General features: G+C 61.9%; 19 protein-coding genes and 3 tRNA genes. 10 read left to right on the forward strand and 12 right to left on the reverse strand.

What is annotated here, in order from left to right; genetic code table 11:
* Positions 1 to 2 precede the first annotated feature (2 nt).
* From NKH71_RS09710 to NKH71_RS09725, 4 genes are read right to left on the reverse strand one after another with little or no spacing between them, the layout of a single operon-like run.
* A complete protein-coding gene (locus NKH71_RS09710; RefSeq protein ID WP_352894826.1) occupies positions 3 to 1,067 on the reverse strand; it encodes an ABC transporter ATP-binding protein in 1,065 nt (354 codons plus the stop codon).
* Entirely contained in the window at positions 1,064 to 1,846 is a 783-nt protein-coding gene (locus NKH71_RS09715) for an ABC transporter permease (RefSeq protein WP_023717499.1), read from the reverse strand. The genes NKH71_RS09710 and NKH71_RS09715 overlap by 4 nt, the downstream gene beginning before the upstream one ends.
* Positions 1,847 to 1,848: 2 nt before the next feature.
* Positions 1,849 to 2,691, reverse strand: a complete 843-nt coding sequence (locus NKH71_RS09720; RefSeq protein WP_023717500.1) for an ABC transporter permease — start codon at positions 2,689 to 2,691, stop codon at positions 1,849 to 1,851.
* A gap of 13 nt (positions 2,692 to 2,704) precedes the next feature.
* Complete coding sequence (locus NKH71_RS09725) at positions 2,705 to 3,811, reverse strand: polyamine ABC transporter substrate-binding protein (RefSeq protein WP_031193537.1); 1,107 nt, start codon at positions 3,809 to 3,811, stop codon at positions 2,705 to 2,707.
* A 92-nt stretch (positions 3,812 to 3,903) separates the two neighbouring features.
* Between NKH71_RS09725 and NKH71_RS09730 the strand changes: the two genes are divergently transcribed.
* Positions 3,904 to 4,518: a TetR/AcrR family transcriptional regulator gene (locus NKH71_RS09730; protein ID WP_352894828.1), complete on the forward strand. Its 615-nt coding sequence runs from the start codon at positions 3,904 to 3,906 to the stop codon at positions 4,516 to 4,518.
* A 6-nt stretch (positions 4,519 to 4,524) separates the two neighbouring features.
* Here NKH71_RS09730 and NKH71_RS09735 read toward each other — a convergent pair whose 3' ends face one another.
* The 4 genes from NKH71_RS09735 to NKH71_RS09750 form a co-directional block, all read right to left on the reverse strand.
* Entirely contained in the window at positions 4,525 to 5,163 is a 639-nt protein-coding gene (locus tag NKH71_RS09735; protein ID WP_023717503.1) for a cupin domain-containing protein, read from the reverse strand.
* 107 nt (positions 5,164 to 5,270) lie between these two features.
* Positions 5,271 to 5,468 carry a hypothetical protein gene (locus tag NKH71_RS09740; protein ID WP_084641813.1) on the reverse strand — a complete coding sequence of 66 codons (198 nt, stop codon included), beginning with the start codon at positions 5,466 to 5,468 and terminating at the stop codon, positions 5,271 to 5,273.
* Between the two features lie 275 nt (positions 5,469 to 5,743).
* Positions 5,744 to 5,983, reverse strand: a complete 240-nt coding sequence (locus tag NKH71_RS09745) for a hypothetical protein (protein ID WP_031193539.1) — start codon at positions 5,981 to 5,983, stop codon at positions 5,744 to 5,746.
* A gap of 152 nt (positions 5,984 to 6,135) precedes the next feature.
* Positions 6,136 to 6,211: transfer RNA gene (locus NKH71_RS09750), tRNA-Thr, on the reverse strand.
* 156 nt (positions 6,212 to 6,367) lie between these two features.
* Here NKH71_RS09750 and NKH71_RS09755 point away from each other — a divergent pair.
* The 3 genes from NKH71_RS09755 (at position 6,368) to NKH71_RS09765 (ending at position 7,871) form a co-directional block, all read left to right on the forward strand.
* On the forward strand, positions 6,368 to 6,535 hold the full coding sequence (locus NKH71_RS09755) for a hypothetical protein (RefSeq protein ID WP_023717505.1): 168 nt from the start codon (positions 6,368 to 6,370) through the stop codon (positions 6,533 to 6,535).
* A 43-nt stretch (positions 6,536 to 6,578) separates the two neighbouring features.
* Positions 6,579 to 7,022 carry a BA14K family protein gene (locus tag NKH71_RS09760; RefSeq protein ID WP_245278519.1) on the forward strand — a complete coding sequence of 148 codons (444 nt, stop codon included), beginning with the start codon at positions 6,579 to 6,581 and terminating at the stop codon, positions 7,020 to 7,022.
* Between the two features lie 492 nt (positions 7,023 to 7,514).
* Positions 7,515 to 7,871: a hypothetical protein gene (locus NKH71_RS09765; protein WP_023717507.1), complete on the forward strand. Its 357-nt coding sequence runs from the start codon at positions 7,515 to 7,517 to the stop codon at positions 7,869 to 7,871.
* A gap of 40 nt (positions 7,872 to 7,911) precedes the next feature.
* Here the strand turns inward: NKH71_RS09765 and bhcR are convergent, their stop codons facing one another.
* Entirely contained in the window at positions 7,912 to 8,769 is an 858-nt protein-coding gene (gene bhcR / locus NKH71_RS09770) for an HTH-type transcriptional regulator BhcR (RefSeq protein ID WP_352484570.1), read from the reverse strand.
* Between the two features lie 202 nt (positions 8,770 to 8,971).
* Here bhcR and gcl point away from each other — a divergent pair, with 202 nt between their 5' ends.
* The 3 genes from gcl to NKH71_RS09785 all read left to right on the forward strand — a co-directional run bounded on the left by gcl (position 8,972) and on the right by NKH71_RS09785 (position 12,688).
* On the forward strand, positions 8,972 to 10,753 hold the full coding sequence (gcl, locus tag NKH71_RS09775; RefSeq protein WP_352496178.1) for a glyoxylate carboligase: 1,782 nt from the start codon (positions 8,972 to 8,974) through the stop codon (positions 10,751 to 10,753).
* A gap of 23 nt (positions 10,754 to 10,776) precedes the next feature.
* The gene (gene hyi, locus NKH71_RS09780) at positions 10,777 to 11,574 is read left to right on the forward strand and encodes a hydroxypyruvate isomerase (protein ID WP_023717510.1); all 798 of its coding nucleotides are present in this window, start codon (positions 10,777 to 10,779) and stop codon (positions 11,572 to 11,574) included.
* 226 nt (positions 11,575 to 11,800) lie between these two features.
* The gene (locus tag NKH71_RS09785; RefSeq protein ID WP_352484573.1) at positions 11,801 to 12,688 is read left to right on the forward strand and encodes a 2-hydroxy-3-oxopropionate reductase; all 888 of its coding nucleotides are present in this window, start codon (positions 11,801 to 11,803) and stop codon (positions 12,686 to 12,688) included.
* An 86-nt stretch (positions 12,689 to 12,774) separates the two neighbouring features.
* On the opposite strand, the gene NKH71_RS09790 is transcribed toward NKH71_RS09785, so the two are convergent.
* Positions 12,775 to 13,623, reverse strand: a complete 849-nt coding sequence (locus tag NKH71_RS09790) for a TrmH family RNA methyltransferase (RefSeq protein ID WP_023717511.1) — start codon at positions 13,621 to 13,623, stop codon at positions 12,775 to 12,777.
* Between the two features lie 201 nt (positions 13,624 to 13,824).
* Here NKH71_RS09790 and NKH71_RS09795 point away from each other — a divergent pair.
* Together NKH71_RS09795 and NKH71_RS09800 are read left to right on the forward strand one after the other, a co-directional pair.
* Positions 13,825 to 13,909, forward strand: a tRNA-Tyr gene (locus NKH71_RS09795).
* A 67-nt stretch (positions 13,910 to 13,976) separates the two neighbouring features.
* Positions 13,977 to 14,050: transfer RNA gene (locus tag NKH71_RS09800), tRNA-Gly, on the forward strand.
* Positions 14,051 to 14,228: 178 nt separating this feature from the next.
* On the opposite strand, the gene NKH71_RS09805 is transcribed toward NKH71_RS09800, so the two are convergent.
* Positions 14,229 to 14,696: a YidB family protein gene (locus tag NKH71_RS09805; RefSeq protein ID WP_023717512.1), complete on the reverse strand. Its 468-nt coding sequence runs from the start codon at positions 14,694 to 14,696 to the stop codon at positions 14,229 to 14,231.
* Positions 14,697 to 14,855: 159 nt separating this feature from the next.
* Between NKH71_RS09805 and NKH71_RS09810 the strand changes: the two genes are divergently transcribed.
* Positions 14,856 to 15,113 (forward strand): GlsB/YeaQ/YmgE family stress response membrane protein, encoded by a 258-nt coding sequence (locus tag NKH71_RS09810; protein WP_023717513.1) that lies wholly within the window; start codon positions 14,856 to 14,858, stop codon positions 15,111 to 15,113.
* 45 nt (positions 15,114 to 15,158) lie between these two features.
* Here NKH71_RS09810 and NKH71_RS09815 read toward each other — a convergent pair whose 3' ends face one another.
* A complete protein-coding gene (locus tag NKH71_RS09815; protein ID WP_352484574.1) occupies positions 15,159 to 15,782 on the reverse strand; it encodes a peptidoglycan recognition protein family protein in 624 nt (207 codons plus the stop codon).
* Between the last annotated feature and the right edge of the window lie 127 nt (positions 15,783 to 15,909).

The following is a 15,909-nucleotide window of genomic DNA, read 5'->3' on the forward strand; positions in this document are numbered from 1 at the left end:
GTTCAGTCCGCAAGCAGGATGACGTCGCCAGCATCGCACGATACGGCGACAACGTCGCCCGGCTGGACGGCCGATGCGGAGGGGACCTTGGCGATGAAGTGCAACGCCGGGTCGGTCGTGGAGGTTCCCAGCACGCGCTTGAAGCTACCCTGGAAGACGACGTCGCTGACCTTGGCCATGCCAAGCGCTACAGGGCCGCTGGCAGCGCCGAGGACAAGATGCTCAGGCCGGACGGCCAGCGCAACCGTCGAGCCGGCCGGCAATGTGCCAGCCAGCGAGAGCGACCCAAGCTTCGTGGTGACGGTGATTTTGCCGCTCTTCGCCTCGGTCACTGTTCCGGAAATCAGCGTGCTTTCGCCCATGAAGGTCGCGGAAAAGCGCGTCGCCGGCCGTGCATAGACGCGCTCTGGTGGCCCTTCATCCTCGATGCGCCCGTCATTCATCACCACGCAATGGTCGGCCAGCGCCATCGCCTCTTCCTGGTCGTGGGTGACGTGGATGAAGGCGGTGCCGACACGCTTCTGGATCGCCTTCAACTCGTCCTGCATCTGCCGGCGCAATTTGAGGTCGAGCGCACCGAGCGGCTCGTCGAGCAGGAGCACCGCCGGCTCGACCACCAGGGCGCGCGCCAGCGCCACGCGCTGCCGCTGACCGCCGGAAAGCTGGTGCGGCTTCTTGTCGAAGGCAGTAGCCAGCCCAACCAGCGCCAGCGCCTCGCGCGCCCGTGCTGCCCGGGTTGCGCCATCGACACCCTGCATGCGCAGGCCGAAGCCGACATTGCTGCCGACGCTCATATGCGGGAACAGCGCATAATCCTGGAACACGGTCGTCGTCGGCCGCTTCGCCGGTGGCACGGCGGTGCAGTCCTCGCCGCGGATCAGCACCTTGCCCTCGCTCGGCGTGACGAAGCCGCCGAGGATGGACAGAAGCGTCGTCTTGCCGGAGCCGGACGGCCCGAGCAGGATCGTGTAGCTGCCAGGCTCGATCGTCAGCGAGACGTTCTTCAGCACGGTATGCTGGCCGAAACGGTGCGAGACGGAGCTTATATCAACCAGTGGCGCCGTCATGCCGGCTTCCTCCGCAACAGCATCAGCTCGAACAATACCACCAACACGATGGAGACGGCGAAGACCAGCGAGCCGACGGCGTTGGTCTTGGGATTGAGACCGGAGCGCAGCAGGTTCCAGATCTCGACAGGCAGCGTCGTGTCGAAGCGCGTCAACAGGAACGAGATGACGAATTCGTCCCAGGAGAAGGTCATCGACAGGAAGAAACCGGCGAAGATCGCCGGCGCCATCACAGGCACGGTGATCAGCAGCAGCACCTTCCATTCGGGCGCGCCGAGGTCGCGCGCGGCGCGCTCGATATTGATCTGGTGGTCGCCCATCTGACTGTAGACGATGGCAAAGCACAGCGGCAGGTTGATCACGACATGGCCGATGCCGGCGGCAAGAAGCGACTTCGGCACGCCGGCCCAGTTGAACAGCACCAGCAGCCCCATGCCGATGATGAGATAGCTGACGGTCAGTGGCAGCGTGATCAGTCCACGCATCAGGCCCGAGCCCGGCAAGGCGAAGCGTGCAAAACCCCAGGCCGAGAGAAAGCCGAGCGTGACGGCGACAGCCGAAGAGAGGACGGCAACCAGCAGCGAGTTGACCAGCGCCGAGGTGAGCCGCGTATCGGCGAGCACGGCCTCGTACCAGCGCAGCGACGGCCCGGTGAAGGGCGGGATCGGAAACGACGTCGCCTGCAGCGAAAACAGTATCAGCACAACCACCGGCAGGAAGATGAAGCCGTAGATGGCGATGGCGTAAAGGCCGGAGACGAGGCGGATGAGAGCGCGCATGGTCAAGCCCGCTCGATCTTCAGCCAGCGGGCGCAGGCGAGATAGGCGATGGTGACGACCGCCATCAGGATGATCGACAGCGCCGAGGCGAGCGGAAAGTCGCCGCGCCGGCCGATCTGCATCATGACGAGCTGCGGCATCAACAGCTCATTGTTGCCGCCGAGGATCTGCGGTGTGATGTAGTCGCCGATGCACAGCACAAAGGTGAGGAAGGCGCCGACCATGATGCCAGGCAGCGTCAGCGGCAGAACGACATGCAGGAATGTCCGGATCGGCCCGGCGCCGAGGTCGGCTGCGGCCTTGCGGTAGCTGGGGCTGAGCTGCTTCAGATTGGCGAAGATCGTCAGCGTCAACAGCATGACGAAGAAATGCACGAAGCCGGTGACGGTCGCTAGCCGCGTATTGGCAAGCTGCAGCGGTTCGCTGAACAGCCCGGAGCCGGTCAACGCGCGGTTGACGACGCCGTTCTGCGCCAGCACCAGCAGCCACGAATAGGAACGCACGACATAGGAGGTCCAGAACGGCAGCACCGCCAGCATCAGCGCCAGCCGCTGCCAGCGCTCCGGCACCTGCTCGGCCAGGATCCAGGCGAAGGGATAGGCAAGCAGCACCGAGATCACGGTGACGATGGCCGTGACCTGCAGCGAATTCACCATCGCCTGCCAGTAGGATGGATTGGCAAAAAACTGGCTGTAGTTGGATAGCGTGAAGCCCCCGCCTTCATGCGCCGTCAGGCTGGATACCGCCATGGCGACGAAGGGCAGCACGAAGAACAGCAGCGTCCAGCCGAGCGCCGGCGTGACCAGCGCCCAGGGTAGGGCACGCCCGCTGCTGGCGGAGTTCACGACCGGCAGCCGGTCATTGCGCCTGCAGCATTTCGGTCCAGACGTCCTGCATCTTCTTGTCGAGATCGGCATTCGGCGCCGGATAGGATTGCGCGCGGGCGAGGAATTCCTCCTGCTCGTCGAAGCGCAGGATCTTCTTCTGCTCGTCGCTCAGCGCCGCCTTGGTGTTGGCCGGCATGCCCCAATAGCAGGACGAGGTGGCGAGCCGCGCCTGGCCTTCGGGGCTCATAATGTACTGGATGAATTTAAGTGCCAGGTTCTTGTTCTTGGAATCCTTGAACATTGCCAGCGACTGCGACCACAGCACGGCGCCTTCCTTCGGGATCGAGAAGTCGAGCGCCGGGTTTTCCTTGGCCAGCCCCGCCGTCACCCATTCGCCACCTCCGACCAGTATGTCGACCTCGCCGGTCGCCAGCGCTGTCTGGCTGGCGGTCACTTCGCCGACCAGCTTGGCATTGGCCTTCATTTTGAGCAGCTGTTCCTTGATGGCGGGAAGGTCGGCTTCGGTCAGTTCCGCCGTCTTCTTGCCGATCGCCAGGGCGGCCATGCCGATGACCGGCAGGTAATAGTCGTAGATGGCGATCTTGCCTTTGTATTTATCGCCGGTCAGCGCCGCCATCGACTGCATGTCGGCCGGGTCGACTTTGGTCTTGTTGTAGCCGATCGTGTTGTACCCGAACTTTTCGGTGATGCCGTAGCGCTTGCCGTCGACCACGGTGGAGCTATCCATCTTCACCTGCGGAAACAGGTCGGCCAGCGGCAGCTTGTCTTCCGGCAGTGGCTCGAACAGGCCTTTTTCGACGCCGCGCGGTATGTCGATGCTGTCGATCACCATCACGTCCCAATCGCCGGGCTGCGATTGTTCGACGATCGCCAGGCCAGCGCCGGTGCCTTCGAACTCCTTGACATTGACCCTGACGCCGTTGGCCTCCTCGAAAGGCTGCAACAGCGCCGGATCGGCGTGATCGCACCAGATCAGCGCGTTGAGGTCCTGCGCCTGAGCGAGGCTGCCCGTCGCCAGCAGCAGTGCCGCCGCGGCACATGCGCTGTGGAGATGGCTCTTCAGAACCGAAATCGTATTCCTGGTAGTTGGATTGGGGGTCTTTGGATTGATGGACATCGAGTGTTCTCCCTTGCCTTTTTTGGCTTGTGGCAAAAAATTGAACCAATTCTAAAATTGAGTCAATTCTGTTTTTGTGGCAAACAGCCGCTATGAGCGGATTGCGGGCAAGGCAGAAGGCGGATCGGCACCGCCGCATCATCGAGGCGGCGGCGGCGCTTTTCCGCGATGCCGGTTATGAAGGCGCCAAGATCGAGACGATTGCCGCGCAGGCTGAAGTCTCGGTCGGCACGATCTACAATTATTACCAGAACAAGGGCGACATCCTCGGCGCCATCGTTTCGATGGAGGTCAACGAAGTGCTCAATGCCGGGCGCGGCGTGGTGGCCAACCCGCCGGCCAATGTCGGCGACGCGCTGGACACACTGCTCGGCATCTATATCGAGCATTCGCTGCATTATCTCAGCAAGGAGATGTGGCGACAGGCGATGGCGATCTCGACGCAACTGCCGGACAGCCCGTTCGGCCAGGCCTATACCGCGCTCGACCGGGCACTGACCGAGCAGATCCGTGCGCTGATCGCCCACCTGCAGGCGCTCGGCCTGGTGCGCCGCGACATCGATGGACACGCCTTGGGCGAACTGGTGTTCAACAACATGAACATGATGTTCATCGAGTTCGTGAAGCGCGACGGGGCGAGGATGGCCGAACTGCGCACTGCGATACGGCGGCAGAATAGGATATTGGTGGCGGCGATTGGGGTTTGACTGCAGTCACCCAGCCGAAAGACCTGCCCGAGCGAGGGCTTCGGGCGCCGGCGTGACGTGCCCGTGCGGCTTGCAATAGCCGGGGTCGATCGCGCGATAGCCGAGCAGATGGCCGAGTGGCGCCAGGATCCCCAGCGCCACTCGCTGAATCGCAGGTGGCGGGTGCGTGAAGACGATAACGTCGGCAAATTCCCTGGCGATGACCGCCGCCTGAAGCGGCGAAGGCCTGCCTTTTTTGTCCACCTTGCCGGCATTGGCCAGGCCGAAGAGCATGCCAATCAGCAGCTCGAAACGGTTCGGGTCGATATCGTCCGCACCCGGCGCCCGGTCGACTTCGACCAGGACATGCGCTTCTTCGGTTTTGCTGCTGTTCCACCAATCATGTGCGACGCCTGCTTCGATCGCGGCGGATTGGCCAGGCCCCAGAGACAAAGTCTTCCCGGCGATGCAAGCATCGAGCCGGCCGCCGAGGACGGTAAACCGTTCCGTCAGGTTCGGGTGGAAGTGCTCGCCCACCACTGCGGCTCCCGGCCGAGCGGTCAGATGGGCGATGCCTGGCCCATCTCCGCGGTCTTCCGTGCCACGCAGGATGACAGCATATTCGCCGGTCACCTTGTTCTCGTAGACATCTCCACAGCGTGACATGGATCAGCTCGTGGGTTCATAGCATCAGCGCCGCCAACTATACGGTTGAAGGCATGGTGCTTCAACGCCTACAGGCGCCGACGTTCTGTTAACACAGGCGCGACGCCCTACCGAACATGCTTTGGAGGCCGCGCTCGCGGAAACGGCACGACCGTCAGCGGCGCCTTGCGGAATTCTGCGATGGCTATTTCTTCAATCAGCGCGTCGAGGGCCTCGTTGACGCGCCGGCTCGTTTCATCCGCGCCGCAGAGGCGGTTTTGTGCGCACTCCAAAAGCTCGCGCGCCGCGGCGAAATCGCTTCGCATGACAACACCCTTTGGTTTTTGGCCCGCCGCACCGACATTGTCGGCGCGCTTAATTGAGCGAGTGCTAATATACACAGGAGCAATTTAATCGAATGGTACGAGATGGCCGAGGCCGGGAGAGCGGGCCGAAATGACGGCTCTGCAACGGCGAAGACACGCCCGGGCTCAGCGTTTCCAGATATGAGATGCTAGCTCGTTGTCTGGCGACAGATTTTGCCAGCAATTTCACGGAAGTTTCTGGTGACCCGACGAGGACGGTCCCGACACGTACGCCCCTAGTACGATCTTGGGCGGCTTAGATATTCTCTGGCGGCGGCAATCTGGCGTCGATGCTCGCGGAGGAAAGCCGCGCCGAAACAAATCGCAAAGGCCAGTACGGAAAGGCTTGTCGTTGCTCTTGATGCTGGATCGGGATCGGGACTTATCAGGAAACGGAAACCAAGCGCGAAGGCGAAGACGATAAGGCCGCCAAACATACCGTTGATGAAGGGGGCGGTCGTGCGTTTCTGCTCCAACGAAGACTCCTAGGTTTTCCGCTAGGGAACTATGGTTTCCGCTAGGGAATATATGCGTTGAAGCTGATGTGCTACCGATCTGACGGCCCCGGCCTGTGGATATCGGGGACGAGCAGATATCAAGCGCCCCCGAGGTCTCAAGAAGCCCGCACTGGTGCCCCCGGACGGAATCGAACCGCCGACCTTCGGTTTACAAAACCGCTGCTCTACCAGCTGAGCTACAAGGGCACGGCGCTCGGGTTAGCATATTTGCTGCGCCAGTAAAGACAAAACTCCGTTTTCGGCTGCCGCGACCGCGCCGGTTCTGCCGCCAGGGCGTCCTGAAAACGGCCAATTCGCTTCCTATATTGACCGAAGGTGCAATCGCATCAGCGAGGCTGTCGCATGATCAGGTTTGTCATCATTCTCCCGCTCGTCGTCGTGGCCTGGGTTCTCCTGGTGAAGCTCGTCAGGGATCTGAAGCGCGCCAATATCGACTGGACCGGCGTCACCACCATCATCGGCTTCATCGCGCTCGCCTTCTGGCTTCGCCATATCACCGGCATGGGCTGAGGTCTGCCGATTGTTCCGGTGAACTGTCGACCGGCGACTGTTCGTGGTCGCGGCCGACGCATCAGGCCGGGCGATTTCTCCCTTCGAGAAAAAATCCAAAAAGATCTTCGAACCTTTTTCCTTGTTGCGACGACTGACGGTCAAGAGGCGGTGGGTCGCCTCTCACAACAAGGAGATCGTCATGTTCAAACGCACCATCGTTTCCGGCCTCGTCGCCACCACCGTCGCCGCCGCCATGCTGGTTGGTACGGTTCAGCCTTCGGCCGCCCATCACAAGCACTACAACAAGCACCTCGGCATCGGCATTGCTGCAGGTGTCGGCGGCTTCCTGCTCGGCAGCGCGCTCGCCCAGCCGCGCACCGTCTATATCGAGGAAGACGGCGGCTCCTGGCATGTCCGGCGCTGCCTCAATCGCTACCAGAGCTACGACCCGTACTCGGACACCTATGTCGGGTACGACGGTTATCGCCATCGCTGCCACCTTTGAGAGCCACTACCGCCCGTTTTGAGAGGAGGTGACCGTTTCAGGCAACCGGAAGAAGGGGCATCCCACCGCCCCTTTTTCTGTATGTCTGAGTTCCTATTCGAATGGTCGACTGCCAATGTCGGCATAGCTCATCATTTTTGAATTGGGCGCCGTCGACGAAACTGCCAATCTCCCCCCTTGCGGGGGAGATGCCCGGCAGGGCAGAGGGGGGTGCTGCCCCGCACTACTTGCCAGGCAATCGGAGCCTCCCCCTCAAGACGTTCGGAATGGGCTAAATCGAAAATTTGCGATCCTTCGCACCCCCCTCTGTCCTGCCGGACATCTCCCCCGCAAGGGGGGAGATTGGATTGCCGCACGGCTTTCGCCAATCGCCAACACTGAAAACTGCCTTATCCCGCCGTTCGGCTCTTGCCGATGTACAGGGGTTTCCCAGCAGCCTAATCTACAAGCCGAACAGCAATCTACTGCCGAGCCGAAACAGGGAGAGGGCGCTTGGGCGAGCACGATCCGAACGAAGAGCCGATCGAGACGATTTTCCGCAACGGCACAATCACCACCGTCGGCATCCTGCTGGCGTTCTCGCTGGGCTTCATCACGCATTGGGCCGCCAACCCGATACCATGGGAAATCTATCACCTGGCCGCCGTCGTGCCGATTTTGATCGGCATTGCCCTGCAGATACGAGCGCTGCGGTTGCTGCTCGACATAACGTGTCTACAACGGCGCGTTTATGAACGCGCCAATCGCATCTTCATTGCCGGCCTCATCTTCACCGCCTGCGGAGTTGGGCTGGCGATGCTGCTTGATTTCTACGACCTATCGACCAAGAGCGCGGTGCCCGGGGCCTAGCTCTGGCCATCCTGGCAGATGTCGCACCATTCGGCGCTGGTCAGCGCTGCCATGCGCTCGGTTCGCTGCCAAGGCCGGGAGGTGTCGGCAGGCCGCCGATCATCCTCGTCACCTCCGCAGCTGCATCGCGCACCAACGGGCCGATCTCGGCCAGCCGTTCCGGCGTGACCCGCACCGTCGGCCCGGAGACTGAAACGCCGCCAATCGGCTCGCCGAACTCGTTGAAGATGGCGGCGGCAACGCAGCGCATGCCCGGATGCCGCTCCTCGTCGTCTACTGACCAGCCGCGCAGCTTGATCGTCACCAGGTCGCGGGCGAGAGCCGAGATGTCGGACAGCGTGTTTTCAGTGAAGCGCTCCAGCCCGGCCCGGCGCAGGATAGTGGCGACGCGCTCCGGCTCGAGATGCGCCAGCACCGCCTTGCCGATGCCCGAGGCGTGGAAAGAACTGCGCGTGCCCGGCCGGAAGAAGGCGCGGATCGCCTGGTGCGTCTCGACCTGGCTGACGAAGACGACGCAATCGTCCTCGGCGACACCGAGATTGGCGGTCTCGCCGGTCTTCTCCATCAATTCCTGCATGACGATGCGGGCGCGATCGACCAGCTTGCGGCGGCGCAGGAACGCCGCGCCCATGCGATAGGTCTCGACGCCGATCGACCACAGCTGGTCGGTGCCGTCGAACTCGACCATGCCATGGTTCTCCAGCGTCGTCAGCATGCGGTAGGCGGTGGATGCCGGCAGACTGGAACTGGCGGCGATCTCGCTCAGCGACAGGCCACTGCCGTCGGCCACGATTGCCAGGATGCGAAGCGCCCGGTCCAGCGACTGCACCGAAGCGGCCTCGGACGGTCCGTTGAAGGCGCGCGGCCGGCCGCGCTGGCGTTTTTCGGTGGTTTCCATGGATCCATTCTTCCCCTGTTCGCCCAAGCAAGCAATGAAAAAGTTTTTCATCGATTTGCGAAGCGAATTCATGGAAAACAGAAAGGCCAATCAATTCAATTCACAAGAGCCGCTCTCTAGAAATGAAAAAATATTCTGAAAAAATTGAAAAATAGTCGGCGCACTGGCATCATCGGCCATCAACAATTCCGTGGAGGCTGACATGGCCAAGATGCGCGCAGTCGACGCAGCGGTTCTCGTCCTCGAAAAAGAAGGCATTTCCTGTGCCTTCGGCGTGCCGGGTGCTGCGATCAACCCGCTTTATTCGGCGCTGAAGGCGAGGGGCAGTATCCGCCACATCCTTGCGCGGCACGTCGAGGCGGCTTCGCATATGGCCGAAGGATTTACCCGCGCCAGATCGGGCAATATCGGTCTGTGCATCGGCACTTCTGGTCCCGCCGGCACCGACATGATCACCGGCCTCTATTCGGCCGCTGCCGATTCCATCCCGATCCTCTGCATCACCGGGCAGGCGCCGCGGGCTCGCCTCAACAAAGAGGATTTCCAGGCTGTCGACATCGCCGCTATCGCCGCGCCCGTCGCCAAATGGGCTGTTACCGTCATGGAACCCTATCTGGTGCCGATGGCGTTGCAGAAGGCGTTCCATCTGATGCGCTCGTCGCGGCCGGGGCCGGTTCTCGTTGATCTGCCGGTCGATGTGCAACTGGCTGAGATCGAGTTCGACATCGATGCTTATGAGCCGCTGGTGCCGTTCAAGCCGGCAATGTCGCGCGCTCAGGCGGAGAAGGCCCTGAAAATGCTCAATGCGGCCGACAAGCCGCTGATCGTCGCCGGTGGCGGCATCATCAACGCCGATGCGTCGGACCTGTTGATCGAATTCGCCGAAGTCACCGGCGTGCCTGTCATTCCGACGCTGATGGGCTGGGGCGCGATCCCCGACGACCACCGCCTGATGGCTGGCATGTGCGGGCTGCAGACCTCGCACCGCTACGGCAATGCGACGATGCTCGAAGCCGATTTCGTATTAGGCATCGGCAACCGCTGGGCCAACCGCCACACCGGTTCGGTCGACGTCTACACCAAGGGCAAGAAATTCATCCACGTCGATATCGAACCGACGCAGATCGGCCGCGTCTTCGCGCCGGACCTTGGCGTCGTCTCGGACGCCGGTGCGGCGCTTAAAATGCTGCTCGACGTCGCCACCGAATGGAGGACGGCCGGGAAATTGCGCGACTGGTCGGGCTGGGCCGGCGAATGCCGGCAGCGCAAGAAGACGATGAAGCGCAAGACGCATTTCGACCAGGTGCCGCTGAAGCCGCAGCGCATCTACGAGGAGATGAACAAGGCGTTCGGCCGCGACACCACCTACGTCACCACGATCGGCCTGTCGCAGATCGCCGGGGCGCAGTTCCTGCATGTCTACAAGCCGCGCAACTGGATCAATTGCGGCCAGGCCGGGCCGCTCGGCTGGACATTGCCGGCGGCGCTCGGCGTTCGCGCCGCCGATCCGGACCGTACCATTGTCGCACTTTCCGGCGATTATGATTTCCAGTTCATGATCGAGGAACTGGCAGCCGGCGCGCAGCACAGACTGCCCTACATCCATGTCGTCGTGAACAATGCCTATCTCGGCCTGATCCGCCAGGCGCAGCGCGGGTTTTCGATGGATTTCGAAGTCAGCCTGGCCTTCGAGAACGTCAATCGACAGGGCGATGCCGAAGCTGGCTACGGCGTCGACCACGTCGCTGTCGCCGAGGCGATGGGCTGCAAGGCCGTCAGGGTGCGCAAGCCGGAGGAATTCGCCGGTGCCTTCGAGGAGGCGCAGCGCCTGATGAACGAGCACCAGGTTCCGGTTGTGCTCGAATTCATCCTCGAGCGCGTCACCAACGTTTCGATGGGCACCGAAATCGACAAGATCACCGAGTTCGAGGAGCTTGCCGAGCATCACGAAGACGCGCCGACGGCGATCGTCATGCTCGACTAGCTGTTTTATGAGGAATTACTGCCATGCCACGGTTTTCAGCCAATCTTTCGATGCTCTTTGGCGAGCACGACTTCCTCGACCGCTTCGATGCCGCCGCCCGAGCGGGCTTTAGGGGTGTCGAGTATATCGGTCCCTATGACCATGCGCCGGATGTCGTTGCGGCAAGGTTGAAGCAGAACGGGTTGACGCAGGTCCTGTTCAACCTGCCTGCCGGTGACTGGGCCAAGGGCGAGCGCGGCATCGCGATCCTGCCGGACCGCATCCCGGAGTTCCGGCAAGGCATTGCCAAGGTCGTCACCTACGCGCACGCGCTGGGTTGCGAGCAGGTCAATTGCCTCGCCGGCATCGCGCCGCAGGGCGTCGATCGCTCCGTGCTGGAAGACGTCTTCGCCGAAAATCTGGCTTTCGCGGCGGAAAAGCTGGAGCAGGCCGGCATCCGGCTGCTGATCGAGCCGATCAACACCCGCGATATCCCGGGCTTCTTCCTGAATTACTCGGACCAGGCGCTGGCGCTGATCGACCGCGTCGGCTCGAAGAACCTGTTCCTGCAATACGACATCTATCACATGCAGATGATGGAGGGGGATCTCGCCCGTACCATCGAGGCAAACCTCAACCGCATCGCGCATATCCAGCTTGCGGACAATCCTGGCCGTCATGAGCCGGGGACGGGCGAGATCAATTTTCCTTTTTTATACAAGCACATCGACAGGATCGGGTACCCCGGCTGGGTCGGGGCGGAGTACAAGCCGAAGGGCGGAACGGAAGCCGGGCTCGGGTGGTTTCGGGACGGGGCCGGGCAGGGGAGTGCGGCGGCATAGACGCTACGTATCGCACGTCGCGTTCCTGCGCGCCCCCTCTGGCCTGCCGGCCATCTCCCCCACAAGGAGGGAGATTGGATGTCACCGCCGCTTTCGCCAATTTTCGAGGTCGGGAAAGTTTAACGGCCGGAGCGCGAACTGCCGATCTCCCCACTCGTGGGGAGATGGCCGGCAGGCCAGAGGGGGGCGCGCAGGAACGCCGCCTTAACAAGAAACGGAGAAAGACATGGAAACCATCGGCTTCATCGGACTCGGCATTATGGGCGCGCCGATGGCGGGGCATCTGCTCAATGCTGGCTATCACCTCGTCGCCAGCGACCACCGCTCGAAACCGCCGGCGGATCTGGTCACCAGGGGATTAAAGACCATCACCGGCCATGACGCTGTCGCCCGTGCCGCCGACATTGTCATCACCATGGTTCCCGACACACCGCAGGTCGCCGACGTGCTGTTCGGCCAAAACGGCGTCGCATCCGGCCTGAAAAGAGGCAAGCTGGTCATCGACATGAGCTCGATCTCGCCGATCGAGACCAAGGCCTTTGCAAGAAAGGTCAACGATCTCGGCTGCGACTATCTCGATGCGCCGGTGTCGGGCGGCGAGGTCGGCGCCAAAGCGGCATCGCTGACCATCATGGTCGGCGGCGAGGAAACAGCCTTCGAACGCGCCAGGCCCATCTTCGAGAGGATGGGCAAGAACATCACTTTGGTCGGGCCCAACGGCGTCGGCCAGACCACCAAGGTCGCCAATCAGATCGTCGTCGCGCTGACCATCGAGGCCGTCGCCGAAGCGCTTGTCTTTGCTTCAAAAGCCGGCGCCGACCCGGCCAAGGTCAGGCAAGCGCTGATGGGCGGGCTGGCCGCCTCGCGCATCCTGGAAGTGCACGGCGAGCGCATGATCAAGCGCACCTTCGCACCCGGCTTCCGCATCGAACTCCACCAGAAGGATCTCAATCTCGCGCTGGAAGGCGCGAAAGCCCTCGGCGTGGCGCTGCCCAACACCTCAACGACGCAGCAATTGTTCAATTCCTGCGCCGCTAATGGCGGGGCCAAGGAGGATCACTCGGCGCTTGTTCGAGCGCTGGAGCGGATGGCGGGATGTGAAGTAGGGAAGTAGGGAATAGGAGAGAATAAGGGAGTAGAGACGTGCAGTTAGCGAATACCGTGAATATGCTTTCCCCTACTCCCTTATTCCCCTATTCCCTAACCTAGAAACTTCCTCGCCGCATAAAGCGCCACCGCCGCCGCATTCGACACGTTGAGCGAGCGGATGGCGCCGGGCATGTCGAGCCGGGCCAGCGTCGTCACCGTCTCGCGCGTCTTCTGGCGCAGGCCCTTGCCTTCGGCGCCGAGCACCAGCGCTATTCTGTCGCCGGAAAAACTCTTTTCAAGCTCCGCCGGTCCATCCGAATCGAGACCGATGGTCTGGAATCCGGCATCGTGCAGCTGGCCGAGCGCATCGGCGAGGTTCTTTACCTCGATCTGGTCGATATGCTCGAGCGCGCCGGAGGCCGACTTCGCCAGCACGCCGGATTCCTGCGGGCTGTGGCGCGCCGTGGTGATCAGTGCGCCGGCACCGAAGGCCACCGCCGAGCGCAGGATCGCGCCGACATTGTGCGGATCGGTGATCTGGTCGAGCACCAGCACCAACCTGGTGTCGCCGAGCGCATCGAGGCGTTTCGGTTTCAGCGGCTCGGCCTCGATCAGCACGCCCTGGTGCACGGCATCCGAGCCGGTGACCTTGTCGATGTCCCTGGGTTCGACCAACTCCGCCTTGAAGGGCAAAGCGCCGAGATCGGCGATTGCCAGCCGCTCGGCAGCGTTGCGCGTCACCAGCATTTTCTTGATCTTGCGGCGCGGATTGTCGAGTGCGGCCCGCACCGTGTGCAGCCCGTAAAGCCGCACCAGCCCGTCCGCCGCGTTCTCGCCGGGCGGCACCGGCTGGCGTGGCCTGAACGCCGGCGCGCCGCCGCTCTTCTCGTCGCGATGCGCGCGGCGCAGCTTGGCGTAGTGGGTATCTTTCGGGGTCTTCGATTTGTTATCGTTGCTCATGGCGGCCTCTATAGCCGTGTCGTCCGGCGATGGATACAGCTGCACAAGGTGCTTGTCAGGCGAGGTGCGAAATTCAGCGCTTTTTGCCGGGCTGTTGTGGTTGACAGTTTTGGGCGCTGCCGCCATAAGGCGCTTCGCGGGAGGGCTGCTTTGGCGGCCGCGACGCGTCGATGCCTCGTTGCATGGCTCCGGCGGCAGACTGGAGAGGTGCCCGAGTGGTTAAAGGGGACGGACTGTAAATCCGTTGGCTATGCCTACGTTGGTTCAAATCCAACCCTCTCCACCACTGCCGGCCCGGAAGCCCTGAAACGCAGAGCGAGCGTCGGAGCGTATCCGATGCTTGACTGAAAGGCGCGGGTATAGCTCAGTGGTAGAGCAGCAGCCTTCCAAGCTGAATATGCGGGTTCGATTCCCGCTACCCGCTCCAGATTTCCCGCAGCCGCGGCGTCCCTCGCGCACGATCCCGAAGCAGGCACTGCCAAGTGAAGCGCTTTGCCGATAATTCAAAGTGTTGGTTGCGCGTCCAGACGGACGCGCAACGACCTTAATCCGTTGTTTTATGCATGTCGTTGTACCAAACCGCAGGCGGTGTTGGGCGACATGCCTTAACTCGCGAATTTGCTGAATATGGACGCGAGCTGGTTCTGCTGCGGCACTTGCCCGTTCGGCGTCAGCTGGTCGACAAGCCCTGGCAAGGCTGCGGACAGTTGCTTGAGCAGGTCCTGCTGGTTCAGCCCCGTCCTTTGCGCGATCTCCTGAATGATTTGTGGCCCGAGAGCGCTGCCCAGATCGCTGGGGTTGATCGGCTGGTTCTGACCGGTACCGACCCACGAATTGGCGACGTTGCCGTGGCCGGCGTCCTTCAGTTTGTCGAGCAGGCCGCCCAGACCGCCGAGCAGGCCGCCATCGGCGGATGCTGTTGTATCAGGCGGGACGGGGGCAGGGCTTTGCGTTGCCTCCGGCTGGGCGGAACTTCCACCGCTCAGCATTTTTCCCACCAAAAGTGCGCCGAGCGCGATCATCAGCGGCTTGGCGACGTTGCCGCCGGGAACGGCATTGTCAAACAGTCCCATTGTGGATCTCCATGTCAAATTGCCCGTCCGTCTCCGACAATGACGCATCCATGGCGAATTTCAAGCCGGTTTGAGCTTTCCGTAATCATGATTTTCAAGTTGGCTTGAGCTTTGCTTAATAATGTGGAAGTAATCGAGCGCGGGGAACGGAGAGGAAAAATGTCAATATTAAGCTGGATTATTCTCGGCGTCATCGCCGGCTTCATAGGCAGCAAGATCGTCAATAAAAGCGGGCAAGGCCTTGTGCTCGACATCGTGCTCGGGATTGTCGGGGCCATCGTCGGAGGGCTCATCTTCAGCGCGTTTGGCGCGTCGGGCGTTACCGGGCTCAACATCTATAGCCTGATCGTAGCCGTGGTCGGTGCCGTGGTTGTCCTCTGGGCCTATCATCAGTTCAGCGGCAAGAGGGCTCTATAGAAGCCGTCCGGCAGTTGCGTCGGCATTCGGGTGAATGCCGACCGCCTATCTGATCCTTCTGAGGATTTCGCGGATCAGCGTGTTGAGGCCGGCTTCCAGCCCTCTCACCATGATCGGCCATAGTTCCTCCAGCAATCGCTGCCATACGGCATCCCGCCCAATCCTCACCGGCAGATTTGGCATCGAGCTCATTGCCGCCGTCACGTCGCGGCGCAGCCGCTCGCCGCAGCCGCTTGCGCCGCTGATCGTCGGATCGAAAGGCAGCCGGGTGAAATCCCATTTTCCGCGTTGCTCGATGCCGAGATTGCTTTCGACCTCGGCGTGCGAGAGCACCGTTTTGGGCGTGACCTTGATGCGGTAATATTTGCAGAGTTCGGCGACAACCGCGGTCATCGCGTCCCACTGCGCCCTGGTCATCGGATAGCGGCCGGCATCGAACGGCCTTTCCTCCGCCCCGGCCATGCAACAGAGCGAAACCCCGATCGAGCCGCCGTTGCAGTTGAGCGTGTGCGCGGCATATCCCGGTTTTACCCGGCCGGAATTGAGCGCGATCGAAGGCCGGCCCCTGACCAGACGGCCATTCCCCTCGACCAGTATGTGATATGCATCCTTGTCGGTATCGCCGGCCGAATGCGAGCCCGCCGTCCAATGGCAAATGACGCGCCTCATCGCAACATTGGGCAACCACTCGGGCGGTAATGCCACAGAAATCCCCGCGACATAGGTTCGGTGACGGAGCACAGTATAGTTTCTTTGGCGACGGACGCGAAAACGAAACGATAATTTGGTTGAGCGT

It is taken from the genome of Mesorhizobium sp. M0983 (assembly GCF_040318975.1).
Classification (GTDB): domain Bacteria; phylum Pseudomonadota; class Alphaproteobacteria; order Rhizobiales; family Rhizobiaceae; genus Mesorhizobium.

Bases quoted from the DNA above. Each gene is read 5' to 3' on its own strand.
- NKH71_RS09710 (WP_352894826.1), bottom strand. From the start codon at position 1,067: ATGACGGCGCCACTGGTTGATATAAGCTCCGTCTCGCACCGTTTCGGC.
- NKH71_RS09715 (WP_023717499.1), bottom strand. From the start codon at position 1,846: ATGCGCGCTCTCATCCGCCTCGTCTCCGGCCTTTACGCCATCGCCATC.
- NKH71_RS09725 (WP_031193537.1), bottom strand. From the start codon at position 3,811: ATGTCCATCAATCCAAAGACCCCCAATCCAACTACCAGGAATACGATT.
- NKH71_RS09730 (WP_352894828.1), top strand. From the start codon at position 3,904: ATGAGCGGATTGCGGGCAAGGCAGAAGGCGGATCGGCACCGCCGCATC.
- NKH71_RS09735 (WP_023717503.1), bottom strand. From the start codon at position 5,163: ATGTCACGCTGTGGAGATGTCTACGAGAACAAGGTGACCGGCGAATAT.
- NKH71_RS09740 (WP_084641813.1), bottom strand. From the start codon at position 5,468: ATGCGAAGCGATTTCGCCGCGGCGCGCGAGCTTTTGGAGTGCGCACAA.
- NKH71_RS09755 (WP_023717505.1), top strand. From the start codon at position 6,368: ATGATCAGGTTTGTCATCATTCTCCCGCTCGTCGTCGTGGCCTGGGTT.
- bhcR (WP_352484570.1), bottom strand. From the start codon at position 8,769: ATGGAAACCACCGAAAAACGCCAGCGCGGCCGGCCGCGCGCCTTCAAC.
- gcl (WP_352496178.1), top strand. From the start codon at position 8,972: ATGGCCAAGATGCGCGCAGTCGACGCAGCGGTTCTCGTCCTCGAAAAA.
- hyi (WP_023717510.1), top strand. From the start codon at position 10,777: ATGCCACGGTTTTCAGCCAATCTTTCGATGCTCTTTGGCGAGCACGAC.
- NKH71_RS09785 (WP_352484573.1), top strand. From the start codon at position 11,801: ATGGAAACCATCGGCTTCATCGGACTCGGCATTATGGGCGCGCCGATG.
- NKH71_RS09790 (WP_023717511.1), bottom strand. From the start codon at position 13,623: ATGAGCAACGATAACAAATCGAAGACCCCGAAAGATACCCACTACGCC.
- NKH71_RS09805 (WP_023717512.1), bottom strand. From the start codon at position 14,696: ATGGGACTGTTTGACAATGCCGTTCCCGGCGGCAACGTCGCCAAGCCG.
- NKH71_RS09810 (WP_023717513.1), top strand. From the start codon at position 14,856: ATGTCAATATTAAGCTGGATTATTCTCGGCGTCATCGCCGGCTTCATA.
- NKH71_RS09815 (WP_352484574.1), bottom strand. From the start codon at position 15,782: ATGAGGCGCGTCATTTGCCATTGGACGGCGGGCTCGCATTCGGCCGGC.